This window comes from Citrifermentans bremense (assembly GCF_014218275.1).
Lineage (GTDB): Bacteria > Desulfobacterota > Desulfuromonadia > Geobacterales > Geobacteraceae > Geomonas > Geomonas pelophila.
On record NZ_AP023213.1, the window covers coordinates 2,093,616 to 2,107,368 of the forward strand.

General features: G+C 64.1%; 10 protein-coding genes. 1 reads left to right on the top strand and 9 read right to left on the bottom strand.

From position 1 onward, the window contains the following. The first annotated feature begins 141 nt into the window (after positions 1 to 141). On the top strand, positions 142 to 1,341 hold the full coding sequence (gene lhgO, locus GEOBRER4_RS09345) for an L-2-hydroxyglutarate oxidase (RefSeq protein ID WP_185245167.1): 1,200 nt from the start codon (positions 142 to 144) through the stop codon (positions 1,339 to 1,341). A gap of 11 nt (positions 1,342 to 1,352) precedes the next feature. On the opposite strand, the gene GEOBRER4_RS09350 is transcribed toward lhgO, so the two are convergent. The 9 genes from GEOBRER4_RS09350 to GEOBRER4_RS09390 form a co-directional block, all read right to left on the bottom strand. Beyond that, complete coding sequence (locus GEOBRER4_RS09350; protein ID WP_185245168.1) at positions 1,353 to 2,771, bottom strand: sigma-54-dependent transcriptional regulator; 1,419 nt, start codon at positions 2,769 to 2,771, stop codon at positions 1,353 to 1,355. A 70-nt stretch (positions 2,772 to 2,841) separates the two neighbouring features. Beyond that, complete coding sequence (locus tag GEOBRER4_RS09355; RefSeq protein WP_185245169.1) at positions 2,842 to 4,350, bottom strand: sensor histidine kinase; 1,509 nt, start codon at positions 4,348 to 4,350, stop codon at positions 2,842 to 2,844. A 1-nt stretch (position 4,351) separates the two neighbouring features. After that, positions 4,352 to 5,710, bottom strand: coding sequence for a hybrid sensor histidine kinase/response regulator (locus GEOBRER4_RS09360; protein WP_185245170.1), 1,359 nt, complete (start codon positions 5,708 to 5,710; stop codon positions 4,352 to 4,354). 12 nt (positions 5,711 to 5,722) lie between these two features. After that, positions 5,723 to 6,778, bottom strand: a complete 1,056-nt coding sequence (gene cheB / locus GEOBRER4_RS09365) for a chemotaxis protein CheB (RefSeq protein ID WP_185245171.1) — start codon at positions 6,776 to 6,778, stop codon at positions 5,723 to 5,725. 11 nt (positions 6,779 to 6,789) lie between these two features. Beyond that, a complete protein-coding gene (locus tag GEOBRER4_RS09370) occupies positions 6,790 to 9,069 on the bottom strand; it encodes a hybrid sensor histidine kinase/response regulator (RefSeq protein ID WP_185245172.1) in 2,280 nt (759 codons plus the stop codon). Between the two features lie 66 nt (positions 9,070 to 9,135). Then, the gene (locus GEOBRER4_RS09375; RefSeq protein ID WP_185245173.1) at positions 9,136 to 10,992 is read right to left on the bottom strand and encodes a methyl-accepting chemotaxis protein; all 1,857 of its coding nucleotides are present in this window, start codon (positions 10,990 to 10,992) and stop codon (positions 9,136 to 9,138) included. 42 nt (positions 10,993 to 11,034) lie between these two features. Next, positions 11,035 to 11,637: a chemotaxis protein CheW gene (locus GEOBRER4_RS09380; protein ID WP_185245174.1), complete on the bottom strand. Its 603-nt coding sequence runs from the start codon at positions 11,635 to 11,637 to the stop codon at positions 11,035 to 11,037. Between the two features lie 21 nt (positions 11,638 to 11,658). After that, a complete protein-coding gene (locus GEOBRER4_RS09385) occupies positions 11,659 to 13,167 on the bottom strand; it encodes a CheR family methyltransferase (protein ID WP_185245175.1) in 1,509 nt (502 codons plus the stop codon). Next, positions 13,164 to 13,625 (bottom strand): chemotaxis protein CheW, encoded by a 462-nt coding sequence (locus tag GEOBRER4_RS09390; RefSeq protein ID WP_185245176.1) that lies wholly within the window; start codon positions 13,623 to 13,625, stop codon positions 13,164 to 13,166. Before GEOBRER4_RS09390 ends, GEOBRER4_RS09385 begins: the two co-directional genes overlap by 4 nt. Between the last annotated feature and the right edge of the window lie 128 nt (positions 13,626 to 13,753).

Here is a 13,753-nt window from a genome sequence, read left to right on the forward strand (position 1 = left end):
GGAAAAGGCAAAAAAGGCACGGATAGAGACAGATCAAGCCTCAAGACTTGAGACTTTCATACTTCAGATGTTATCCGTGCTGTTTCCGTTTTATCCGCGTCATCCGCGTGCAACGCCTTTGACTTTCAAGGAGGTTACCTCATGGAGTTCGACAAGGCCGGAATACTGATCGTCGGCGGGGGGATAATCGGCCTCACCATCGCCCGCGAACTGGTGAAACAGGGGCACGGCGACATCGTCATCATCGAGAAGGAACCGGAACTCGGCGTCCACGCCTCGGGGCGCAACAGCGGCGTGCTCCATGCCGGCATCTACTATTCCCCCGACAGCCTCAAGGCCAAGTCCTGCCTGAACGGCAACTTCCTGATGCGGGATTACTGCAAGGAAAAGGGGCTGCCGCTTCTGGAAAGCGGCAAGGTCATCGTCACCCGCACCGCGGCGGAGCTCCCGGTGCTGGACGAACTGCACCGAAGGGCCACCGCCAACGGCGCCAAGGTGGAGATGATCGACGAGCGGCAACTGGCTGACATCGAGCCGAACGCCCGGACCGTCGAGCGCGCGCTCTTCTCGCATTACACCGCTGTGGTGGACCCGAAGGCGGTGCTGAAGAGTGTGAAAAAAGACCTGGAACAGACGGGACGGGTGAAGCTCCACCTGGGGTGCAGGATGACGGGGCTGAAGGGCAGCTCTACGGCTCTGACCGACAGGGGTGAGATAAGGTTCGAGAGGTTCATCAACGCCGCCGGCGCCTACTGCAACAAGGTGGCGGGCTTCTTCGGGGTGGGCTCCAAATACCGGCTCATCCCCTTCAAGGGGGTGTACCGGCTGCTGAAAAAGGACGCTCCCTTCACGGTCAATTCCAACATCTACCCGGTGCCCGACATCCGGAACCCGTTTCTCGGGATCCACTTCACCCGCAGCGTGCACGGCGACGTCTACCTGGGGCCTACTGCCATCCCCGCTTTCGGGCGGGAGAACTACGGCATCCTGTCGGGGATCGACGCCGAGGCCTTAAGCATCGCCTTCCAGGACCTGGTCCTGTTCCTGGTGAACCGTCCTTTCCGCAACGTCGCACTCACCGAGCCGCTCAAGTATTTCCCCTCCTACTTCTTCCGTGACGCCGCCAAGCTGGTGAAGGAGCTGGCACCATCCGACGTGGTGCACGCGTCCAAGGTGGGGATCCGTCCGCAGCTGGTCGACTGGGAGAAGAAGGAGCTGGTGATGGATTTCCTGGTGGAGGCTGACGGATCCTCGCTCCACGTGCTGAACCCGATTTCCCCCGCCTTCACCTCGTCCATGGATCTGGCGCAGGGGATGGTGGCGGAGCACTTCTCGTTCTGATCCCGCTCTTACTACCCCTGCAGCTTCAGCCGCTTGTTGAGGGTCTGCCGCCCCATGCCCAGGATCTTCCCGGCAAGCCCCTGGTTACCCTTGGCAAGCTTCATCGCCTCGGCGATCATGTACTGCTCCACCTCGTCCAGGGTCGGGAAATGCCCGAAGATGGTGCAGAGCGGGTTCTCGCCGGCGGCGGCCGGGGTGGAACAATCAAGCGTCGGCAATGGACGCTCGTGCCCGATGACGCTTCGGAAGGTCTCCATGGAGAGTATGCCGGAGTTGTGCCGCAAAACCGCGTCGAAAACCAGCGCCTCAAGCTCCCTCACGTTCCCCGGGAAATGGTACAGCGCGAGCATGACGGCAAGCTCCGGGGGAGGGGTCGGCTTCTTCTTCCCCAGGCACTCGGCGGCGCTCCCCAGAAAGTGGTCCAATAGGAGCGGTATGTCGTCCAGCCTGTCCCTGAGCGGCGGGAGATGTACCCGGTGCCCGCAGAGCCGGTAGTAGAGGTCGTTTCTGAATTTCCCCTGCCTGATCAACTCCTGGAGGTCGCGGTTGGTGGCGAGGACGAGACGGGCGTCGCTCTTCTTGATGAAGTCCGAGCCGACCGGGTAGTACTCCTGCTCCTGCAAAAGCCTCAAAAGCTTGATCTGCGACATCTCGTTCAGGTCGCCGATCTCGTCCAGAAAGAGCGTCCCGCCTGAGGCGCGGGTGATCAGGCCGTCGCGTGCCTGGTCGGCGCCGGTGAAGGCCCCTTTCCTGTGCCCGAAGAGGGTGTCGGAAAACATGTTGTCGTCGAGCCCCGCCACGTTCAACGCCACGTACTCGCCGCTGCAGCCGCTCAGGTTGTGGATCGCCCGGGCGACGAGCTCCTTGCCTGTACCGGTCTCGCCGGTTATCATCACCGCCTGCCTGGTGCCGGAGATCACCTCAAGATACTGGAAGATGGCCCGCATCGCCTTGTTGCCGGTGACGATGTTCTGGAACGCCTCGGGGTGGTCCAGCCGGTCGGTGAACATGTACTGCTTCAAGGCGGTGAGCTCGTTGGCCAGCGAGCGCATCTCCAGGGCCTTGCGGACCGAGGTGATCAGCCGCTTCACGTCGATGGGCTTCACCAGGTAGTCGAAGGCACCCTCTTTGATGCAGTTCACCACGGTTTCGACGTCGTTGTTGGCTGTGGCGACTATTATCTTGATCTGGGGGAAGTGCGAGATAATCTGCGGCAGGAGCTCGAAGCCGGAGAGGTTAGGCATGCGCAGGTCGAGGACGATGACCGCGAACTCCGACTTCGCGAGAAGCGACATCACCTTGCAGCTGTCGTTTTCGATGACCACATCGGCGTGCCCGGCGTTGTTGAGGCAGCTGCGGCAGGTTTCCAGTATCTGCGCCTCGTCGTCGACAAGCAGAATCCGTTGCGTGTGCTTGATTTGGTTGTTCACTTTTGCGCTCCTCGTGCCTCGCACGGTGGGGGGCTCAGTACCCCTTGATATCGTCTCGCTGCGCCGCTTTCTATGCCTCAGCCGGCGGGGGGAGGGTGAAGTAGAAGCAGGCGCCGAGCCCTACCTCTCCCTCGGCCCAGATCCTGCCGCCGTGGCGCTGGATGATGCGCTGCACGGTTGCGAGCCCGATGCCGAACCCCTTGAACTCGCGATCCGAGTGGAGCCGCTGGAAGGGGCTGAACAGCTTGTCCGCCTGCGCCATGTCGAAACCGGCGCCGTTGTCGCGCACGAAGAAGATGCGCTCCCCATCTTCCTCCAGGGAGGCTACCTCGACCACGGCGTCTTCCCGGTTTCCCGAGTATTTGCAGGCGTTGGAGATCAGGTTCTGCAGCACGACCTTCAAGAGGTCGGGATCCCCCATGGCCGTCATCCCAGGCGCTATGCTGAAGGTCAGCCGCCGCTGCGGCTCGCTCAACTGCTGCGCCGCGCAGACCAGGGAGGCCAGCTCGCTTAAGTCCACCTCCGAGCGCGTGATCTCGGCGCGGCTCACCCGCGAGAACTCGAGCAGCGTCTTGATCAGCTGGTTCATGTTGACGGTTTCGGACAGGATGATGCCGATGAAATCCTTGCACTGGTCTTCCAGGCTCGCGCCGTAAAGCTCAAGTATCACCTGGCAGTAGCCGTTTATGTTGGTCAGCGGCGTGCGCAGGTCATGCGAGACCGTGTAGCTGAACCCCTCCAGGTCCCGGTTGGCCAGCTCCAGTTCCTCGGCGCGGGAGGCGAGGCTTCGGTTCAGCGCCTCGATCCTGCGTTCGGAGAGCACCCTTTCGGTGATGTCCTCCTGCACCGCGACTAGATTGCTCAGAGCGCCGGTCTCGTCGTAGACGGGGGAGAGGGAGGTCGATTCGTAGAAGATCTCGCCGTTTTTCTTGACCCCCTCAAACTCGCCGTGCCATTCCTCGCCTGCAGCGATCCGGGTCCAGACCTCGGGTTTTCCCTTGAGCGACTTCAGGCTCTTTCCCAGCACCTCGCAGGCCTCGTAGCCGGTCAGCGTGGTGAAGCGGGGATTCACGTACTCGATCACCCCCTCGGGGCTCGCAATCACAATGCTGCTGGCGCTTTGCTCCACCGCCCGGGACAGCCTGCGCACGAACGCCTGGTGGGCCTGCAGCTCCCTTTCTCCCTTGAGCGTCGCCAGCGCGCCTTCAACCGCCGCGAAGAGCTTGGAGCTCTCGATCGGCTTCAGGACATAGCGGCTGATGCCGAGCTCTATCGACTCGATCAGGTAGTCCATGTCCGAATGCGCGCTGGTGACGATCACCGGCAGGGACGGCTTCAGCTCCATCATCTGCCGCGCCATGTCTATGCCGCTCAGGGCCGGCATCTTGATGTCGGTCACCACCAGGTCGGGCGCGTGCTCCCGGAAAAGCGCCATCCCCTCGGCGCCGTTTTTCGCGCTGAAAAGGGTGAGGCCTGGAAAACGACGCCGCAGGAGGGTGAGCACCGTCTCCCTGGTCAGCTGCTCGTCCTCCACGTACAAAAGGGTGAAGCCGGGATCTGTTGCGGCGAATCCGCCCATGCTACACCTCGATCCTGAATTCGGCCCCGCCGTCGATGTTTCTCGCGGTGAGGGAGCCGTTCATGCTTTTTTCCACGATGTTTTTTGCCATGTAGAGCCCTATGCCGGTCCCTTTTCCCTGCTCCTTGGTGGTGAAGTAGGGCTCGAAGATCCGTCCCATGACGTGCTCCGGTATTCCCCCGGCGTTGTCTGCGATGGTGACCACCACCCGCCCATCCTCTGAACCTATCTGCACCAGCAGTTTGGCCTGGGTGGGCTTTCTCTCGCCGAAGGCGTCCATGGCGTTGGAAAGGATGTTGAGGAGCACCTGGGAGAACTCGTTGGGGTGCCCGGTTATGTGCGGGGCCTTGCCGCAGACGACCTCGAACCTGATCCTCTTGTCGTTGAGGCTCCCCTCGATGAGGCTCAGGGTCTTTTCCACCACGACGCACGGGTCGAAGCTGGTCTTCTCCTTGTCGGGGGTGAAGAAGTTCCTGAAGTCGTCGATGGTCTGCGACATGTGCCTGACCATCTGCATGATCTTGTTGGTGCTCGAGTCGAGGTACTCCTTGCTGAAGTTGCCGTACTCGTAGCTTAGGGTCAGGTCCTGCACCAGGAGTCCCACCGCGTTCAGCGGCTGGCGCCACTGGTGCGCGATGTTGCCGATCATCTCCCCCATCGCGGCCTGGCGGCTTTGCTGCATCAGCACCTCGTCCTTCTTGCGCAGCTCCTCCATAGCCTGCAGCCTCTCGGCCGTCTCCTGGGTGAGTGCCGCGGTCCGTTCTTTCACCCGCTGCTCCAGCTCGCGGTTCAGGTTGGACAGGGACGCCTTGGCGCCCAGAAGCTCCTGGTTCTTCTCGGCTGCGAGCTCGTAGGTCGCAAGCAGAAGCTCTATGGTGTGGGCGCTGTCGGCCTGCACCCGGTAGTTCTTGCCGTGGTAGCTGATGGCGACTTCTCCCTCCTTGTCCCCGACCCTGCAGGCCCGATCCCCCTGCAGGATGGCGCGGATCCTGTTGAGGAGGAGCTTGTTGCTGTAGGGCTTGGAGACGAAGTAGTTGGCGCCAGCCTCCAGGCTGTGCAGCACGTCCGAGGGGTCGTTCAGGTGGGTGAGCAGTACGATGGGGGTATCCTTGACCCCTTCGATCCCCCTGACCCTGCGGCAGAGCTCGAAGCCGTCCATCTCGGGCATGAGTATGTCGCTGATCACTAGGTCCGGGTGCAGCTCCTCGATCTGCTTGAGCGCGTCGCTGCCGTTTCTGGCGATGGCTACACGGTAGCCCTCGCTGGATAAAAGCTGCTCCAGGAGTTTCGCCTGGGTCGGGCTGTCGTCGACGATCAGGATCAGGTGTGGTGTCGTTTGGCCGTTGTTGCTAGTCTGCATGAAGCTCCTTCCTCACTTTGACGCTTCCTGCGCGCCCTTCTTGGTAACCGCCGCAAGCAGGTTGATGATCCCCTCCGGGGAGAGCACGTGCTGCACGGCGTCGATCTTTATCGCTTCCCCGGGCATGCCGAACACAAGGGAGCTCTCCCGGTCCTGCGCGATGCAGAGCCCGCCGCGCTCTTTCAGGGTCTTCAGCTCCGCCGCGCCGTCCTTTCCCATCCCGGAGAGGATGATCCCGGCGGCGCTGGAGCCGTAGCTCTGGGCGACCGAGCGGAATAGGGCGTCGACGGAGGGACGGACCCCGTTTTCGGGGGGGGCGCAGGAGAGTGAGATCCTTCCCGCCGGCGTGGCTTCCATGTGGCAGCCGTCGGGCGCCACGTAAACCTCTCCCGCGGTGATGACCATGCCGTCGGCGGCAAGACGCACCGGCATCCGCGAGTGGTGGTTCAGCCAGTGCACGAAGTTTTCGGTGAAGCCGACCGCCATGTGCTGCACCACCAGCACGGCGGCCCCGAGCTTCTCGGGAAGGGCGGCGAGGATCTGGCGCAACAGCGGCGGGCCGCCGGTTGAGGCCCCGATGGCGATCACCTTGATGGAGCCGCTTTCCCTTACTGGCGGGATCTTTGGCCAGGGGGCGGGGACGCCTGCTGGAAATACCCGCCGCACCACCTTGATCTCGGACATGAGCTTTATGTGGTGGATCAGGCTTGCCACCGATTCGCGGTAGCCGGGAGTCCCCACCGGGGCGGGCTTCGGTAGCACCATCAGGACCCCTGCCTCCATGAAGCGGAACAAAAGGTCGGAGTCGCCGGTGTCGATCTTCCCGGAGACGATCACGATCGGGACCGGGGAGCTGGACATGATGGCGCGGGTTGCCTCCAGGCCGTTCATCCCGGAGAGGTGCAGGTCCATGGTGATCAGGTCGGGCTTCAGGTTCGCGGCGGCTTCGACCGCCTCCTCGCCGCTTTCGGCGACGCCTACTACCTGAAGCTCCGGGTCCGCCTCAAAGGCGGCCACCAGGGCCTTCTGCACCGTTTTAGAGTCCTCCACCACAAGTAGTCTGATCATGTGGTCCCCTGTCAGGTCAGTTTTCTTATCACGTCGATGAGGCCGCTTTGGTCGAAGCTGCTTTTCACCAGGTAGGCGCTGGCGCCGACGTCGATGCCGCGCTCGCGGTCGGCGCGGGACTCAAGCCCGGTGACGAGGATCACCGGCAGCGCGGTGAAGCGGCCGTCGGCCCTGATGGCGGCTGTGAGCTGGAAGCCGTCCATGCGCGGCATCTCCACGTCGGAAACCACGACGTCGAACGGCTCGGTCTTCAGCTGGGTCAGAGCGTCGAGGCCGTCGATGGCGGTGCGCACCCGGTATCCGGAAGCCTCCAGGATGTTCTTCAAGAGCGTGCGCGAAGTGATGGAGTCTTCCGCAACCAGCACAGAAAGCCGCGCCGCCTGCACCTGGGAAGCGGCCTCCTCTGGAGCCTGGAGCGGCGCCTGGTCCGCGAAGGCCGAGCGGAACAGGTCGGCGATGCTCAGGACCGGGACCACCTTCCCGTCGCCGGACATGGTTCCCCCCGCCACGTTTCTCACCCGCGACAGCTGGCTTCCCAAAGGCTTGACCAGGATCTCCTGCACCCCGACCACCTGGTCCACGGCGCAGGCGATCCGCTTCTCGCCTGCGTGCAGCAGCACATAGCTCAGCATGCGCTCCGGGGCGGCCGGCGCCGGGACCCCCAAAAGGCGCGCAAGCGGGACGAGCGCCAGCACCTCTCCTTCCACCAGCACCGTGTCGCGGTTTTCCACCCTCTTTACCTGCTCCGGCGCCACCCTCCCGCTTTTCTCGATGCCCGCTGCCGGCAGGAAGCAGTCCCGCCCGGCGACCTGCACCTGGAGGGCCCGCATCATGGCGAAGGAAAGGGGGAAGTAGAGGCGGAAGCGGGTTCCCGCCCCCGGCGCGCTCTCGACCGCCACGTGTCCACCCAGTCTTTCCAGCGCCTCGCGCACTATGGCGAGCCCCACCCCGCGCCCGGAGATGCTGCTGACGGTCCTGCTGGTGGAGACCCCGGATTCGAAGATGAACTGGAGCAGCTCCTGGCCGGCCGTCCGCTCCAGGGTTTCCCTGGGGGCGAGCTCCTGCCTTAGGGCCGCTTCCCGCACCTGTTCGAGGTCGATGCCGCAGCCGTCGTCGCTCACCGAGAGCTCGGCGCGGTTGCCGTCTTTGAGCTTCATCTCCAGGCGCAGCTTCCCTTTCTCCGGCTTCCCTGAGCGCCGGCGCTCGGCTGGGGCCTCTATGCCGTGGTCGAGCATGTTGCGCACCAGGTGCAAAAGCGGTTCCTTCAGCTCAGCCAGGATGCGGCGGTCCAGCTCCAGCTCGCTCCCCTCGCAGTGAAGCTCCGCTTCCTTGCCCAGTTGCCGGGCCAGGTCGCGCACCATCTTGGAGAAGGGGTCGGCAAGGGAGGAGAAGGGGAGCAGGTGCAGTTTCTTCACCTCGTCCAGCAGCGGGTCTATCATGCTGCGCAGCGCCCAGAGGTTCTTCTCGGCCCCCTTCTCCAGGCGACGCAGCGTTGCCTCCAGCACCTTCTCGTTTTGGCAACCCTGTTCGAGCTGCTGGGCTAGCGCCTTCTCCTGCGGCGAGGACCCTTGCTTGAGCGACTTCCTGGCCATTTCCAGAGCCCGCGAACGCTCGGCGGCGCGCTCCGAAACTTCGGCGGCCAGCGCCGCTATTTCCTCGTGCAGCGCCGCTGCGGAGAGCTTCGCCGAAACGAGCTCCTCTGACTGCAGCAAAAGCGACTCCAAAAGGCGCGCCGAGACCTTCACCGTTTCCTCGGCCGCGCCGCGCGGGGCAGGGCGGGGTGCAGGGGCAGCCGCAGCGTGAAGCTCCGATGGCTCCCCGGCAGCGGCAAACGCCTCGGTGGAGGTTCTGCCGGGCCCAGCGCCCGAGAGGCTGTCTCCTCGCAGGGCTTGCTCCCCAGGCGCCGCTTCCGAGGACGGGGCCGCGGCGGGGGGCGGAGGGGGAGACAGGCTCGCCCGTGCGTGCGCGATCCCTGAGGCCACGGCGTCGATGTCGCGGTGCAGCCTGTCGAAGAGGTCGAGGTCGAGCGCAAGCTCGCCTCGCTTCAAAGATGCCAGGAGGGTCTCCAGTTCCTGGCACCCCTGGGCCACGGCGACCAGGTTCACCGCGTGCGCCGCACCCTTGAGCGTGTGCACGCGCCTCAATACGGTCTCGACCAGGCGCGCCTGCTCGCCTTCCTCGTTTTCGCGCTCGAGCGCGACGAGGAGCGTGGCGAGCGCGCCCACGTGCTCCTGCGCCTCCAGTTCGAAGGTGTCGAGGAGCTCCCTCATCAGGGCTTCGGTGTCACCCATGCAGCCCCCTTTTGCTTGCGGGGGTGGCCGCGGTGCTCGCGCGGGGGCTTTGCGGGTAAAGTGCGATCATGCGACCTTGTACCCGCTCACCAGCGTCTGGAGCTTCTGGTTCAGCTCGTAGAGGTTTCTGGCCGCCGCCTCGATCTGGCGCGAACCCTCGACGTTCTGGTCGCTCGCCTGGTTGATGCTGTGTATGGCGATGGCGATCTGGTCCATGCCGATCGCCTGCTCCTGGGTCGAGGTGACGATCTGCAGCGTGGCGTTGGAGGACTCCTCGATGCTCAAGGCGAGCGTGCGGATCGACTCCCCCGCCTCGCTGGACTGCTTGACCCCCGCCTCGACGGCCTTGCTCCCCTGTTCGGTGGCAAGGACCGCGGCCGTGGTCGCTTTCTGAATCTGCCCGATGATGTTGCGCACCTGGCTTGTCGCCTGCTTCGACTGGGTGGCCAGGTTCTTCACCTCCTGGGCCACGACGGCGAATCCCTTGCCGTGCTCGCCGGCCTTGGCGGCCTCGATGGCTGCGTTCACCGCCAAAAGGTTCGACTGTTCGGCGAGGTCGGCCACGGTGGCGATGATCTCTCCGATCGCCTGGCTCTGCTCGCTCAGGTTCACGATCCGCTCGGCGATGAAACCCATGCGCTCGTCGATCCCCTGCATCCCGTCGATGGCGCTGGAAACCGATTCGCGCCCCTCCTTGGCGACCTGCACCGCGCGGCTGGCGCTCTCGTAGACCTGCCTCGACTTCTGCGAGGTGAGGTCGGTGGTCTGGCGGATCTCCTGTACCGTGGCGTTGGTCTCGGAGATGGAGGTTGCGGTCTGGGCGGAGCTTGAGGCGAGCTGGCTCACCGTGGTCATGATTTCAGCCGCCGACCCGGCGAGGACGTTCACCACCTCCCGGATCTCCAAGCTCAACTCCCTCAGGTTCCTGGTCATCTGGCTGAAGGAGTGGCCGAGGCGGTCCTTCGGGGAGGCGGGGACCACGTCGATGGTGAGATCGCCCGCGGCGATGCGGTCGGCGCTGGCAGCAAGGCTTTTGAGCGAGGCCACCATGTTGGACATGGCCAAGCCGAATACGTCCCGCTCGGAGGCGGGGACCACCTCGGTGTCGAGGTCCCCCAGGGCTATCTGGTTCGCCGTCTCCCCCATGCGGCGCAGCGACTGCACCATCTTTTCCATGGCGCACAGCAACCGTCCCAGCTCGTCCTGCGAGCCGCCGTGGATCTCCACCGACACGTCCCCCTGGGAGAGCCTTTCCGCGGCGTTAACCGCCTGGTCCAAAGGACCGGTGATGGAGGAGGTGATGGCGATCGCGGTCCAGGCGGCGAGCCCCGCGGCCAGAAGCACCAGGAGTGCTGTGACGGCGAAGGTGATGCGCTGGTTATTCTGCGACCGGAGGACGAATTCTTCCGCCTTGTTGGAGGCGAACTTCAGCACCTCGTTTACCTGGCTGTCGATCCCGGTGACCAGGCGCCTGGCGTAGTTCTTGTGGAAGGCGACCGCCTCGGGGACCTTCCCCTGGCGCACGAGTTCGATGGTCCGGGCGCGCACCTGCTTCCACCTGTCCATCGAATCCCTGATCTGGTCGATCTTCCCCTTGTCCCCCAGAAATCGCTCCCTGACCAGGGCCAGGTCCCGGTAGACGATCCGTTCGCTTGTATCGATGTCGGCAAGAGAGGCTTCCAGGTCCTCCGGGTTCTTGGCGTAGAGCACCACGTCCTTCATGGACCTGTGTATCCTGACCACGTGGGCGTCGACCGACTGGATGGCGTTGGTCACGGTGAAGGGGTGCTCGTGGAACTCGGTCATCAGGTCCCCCTGGGCCTTCAGGTTTTTCAGGGAGAGCGCCCCGATCAGGACCAGGAACAGTACGATGGCGCCAAAGCCTGCGATGAGCCTGGAGCGTATGTTGAGATTGTTCAGCATGGAACCCCCGTTGGATGATTTCTTTACCGAATTCAAGTTCACCTAAGCCACCTCCTCGTGCACCAGCAGCCGCGGATCGGACATGATCTTTCCCAGGTCCAGCAGGGCGAGCCGCTCCGGCGAGATCCCCGCCACGAACTCCTCCCGGATCCCGGTGAAGGTCTCCGGCGTCGGCTTGAGCGACCCCTTTGCGAGCTGCCGCATCCCCACGATGCCGTCCGCGAGGATTCCGAACTCCATGCTGCCGTTACTGACCACTATGACCCGGTTCAGGTCGGAGAGGCCGATGGCGGGGAGGTCGAAGAAGCGCCGCAGGTCGACGATGGAAACGATGCGGCCGCGCAGGTTGATGACCCCCAGCACGAACGGGGGGGTGCAAAAAAGCGGGGTGAAGTCGCCAAGCGGCAGCGTCTCCAGGACGAAAGAGGTCTCTACCGCGTAGCATTCGCCGGAAAGGACGAAGACAAGGAGGTCGAGGGTTTCGCCCGCGTCCCGGTCCGCTTCCCTTCTCTGCGCCAGAAGGCGTGCGCGCTCAAGGAGGATCGCCTGCTCCTTTTCCGGGGCGATGGCGCCGGCGCTCGCTGCGGAAAAGGCCGCCTCCTGGCGCCGGACCAGGTCCTTCCAGTCTATCTTGCAGGCTGCCATGGCTGTTTCTCCTTAACTCATCTAGACTCTTTGGCCCGGTTGCGCCCCGGCAGGCGGCCAGGCGATGTCCCTGATCAGCTGCATCAGCCTCCCCGCGGTCATCCCCTCGGCTTCAGGGAGCACCTCGTGGGGGTCGCGCTGCTGCAAAAGGCGCAGCGCGTTGGCGAAGCTCTGCTCGGCCTCTTTCTGTTCGCCGCGCTGCCGGCATAGGTTTCCCAGGGCAAACCAGGCGAGCAGAAAGTCGTGGTCGATGTAAAGCGCCTTTCTCAGCGCTCCCGCCGCCCCCTCCGCATCCCCAAGCTGCTCCAGGATGATGGACAAAAGGTAATGGTTGGGGGCGTTCAGCCGGTCCAGCGCGAGGGCTGCTTCACAGCATTCGCGCGCCGGCCCGAAAAGCCCGATGTCCGCGAAGGCGCGCGCCGCAAGCGCCAGCGCTTCCCCCTGTTCCGCACCCGCCGGGGCTAGCATCGCCGTCTGCGCCGCTTCCCGGTAGCGGCCGGCACGGTAAAGCGCCCGCGCCCGATGAAGCGGTGTCTTTGCTTCGGCCGCTTCCCCGGCTTCGGCTGTGGCGGTCTCTCTTTCCGGTTCCTCCTCGGGGTAAAGCGGGGAGGGGGGCACGAAAGCCCCGGATGCAGGAGCAGGTTGCGCCGGTGCCGGGATGGCGGGTGGCGCGGCAAATTCCGCCGGTCGCAACGGCTTCCTTTTATGCAGCACCAGGGCCCCGTCGCAGTGCAGGCAGGTGAACCCTTCCAGCGACTGGTGGTCCACCTCCGTCGGCCCGAGAAAGAGCCAGCCGTCGTCGTTTAGCGCCGCGTGCAGCCTCGCGACCGTCTCCCGGATCTGCTGGTCCTGAAAGTACAGCATCACGTTGCGGCAGAAGATGAAGTCCATCCCCTGGGCCAGGGACCAGGTCTCCTCGCCCGCGTCCACGAGGTTCAGGTGCTCGAAGCGCACCATGTCGCGTATATGCCGTGCGATCCGGAAGTTGCCGTCCGCAAGCGGGGTGAAGTACCCCATGAGCCAATCGGGGGCGTTTCTAAAGGACCATTTGCTGTAGATTCCGCTACGGGCCCGCTTGAGCGCCTGCGGGTTGATGTCGGTCCCGAGCAGGGTCACCTTCCAGTCGGCCAGGTCGGCAAGGGCGCGGGTCAGGATGATGGCGATGGAGTAGGGCTCCTCCCCGGAGGAGCAGCCGGCGCTCCAGATCCTGATGGTTTTCTCCTCCCCCCTCGCCGCCAAAAGCTTCGGGAGCAACTGCTGCTCGAAGGCCCTGTAGCTTCTGGGATCCCTGAGGAAGTAGGTCTCGCCGATGGTGAGCGCCAGGGCCAGCGCCTTGGTCTGCTCCTTGGAGAGGGGCTGCGCCATGAGCCGGAGCAGGTAGCTGTCCAGATCCTGGCAACCTGCGCCCTCGGCCAGCGGCGCCATCTTCCGGGCCAACTCAGCGAGACGCTCGGGTGGAAAGTGCAGCCCGAGTTTTTTGGAGACCAGATCGGCGAATTTCTTGAGCGCGTGGCGCTCATGCGCGCTCACGCGAGCGCCTCTGCTATCTGCAGCTCTTCATCGGGGAAGAGCAGGGTATCGAGGTCGTGGATCAGCACCAGCCCGTCGGCATGGCGGGTCACTCCGCAGAGATGGCCGGTCCCAGGGACGATGGCTTCGGGCTTCACCACGGCTTCCGGGGACAGTCGCACTACCTCGTGGGTGCTGTCCACGGCGAGCGCCACCGGGAACTTCGCGGTGCGGGCGACGAGGAACTGGTCGTCGCATCCGATGGGGCGCTCCGGCAGGCGAAAGCGTTTCCTTAAGTTGATGACGGGAATTATCTCCCCCTGAAGGTCCAGGACACCCAGTACGATTTCTGGGGCCTTGGGTAGGGGAGTGAGGGCCGCAGCGCGGACTACCCGGTCCACGGCGGCAAGCGGCAGCGCGTAGCGCTGACCGTCTAAGGCAAAGATGAGCAGGTGAGTTGGATCGATCGTTTCCTCCATTAAAAGCACAACATGACGCCGCCCATTAATTTACCTCGTCAACGCGCCCTATTCAAGTCGTTAAATGCGCCACTGGCCTGTGATTGCGGTTTTTTTTGCGGTGTGGGGGCTTCTGCGCCCGCCATCGG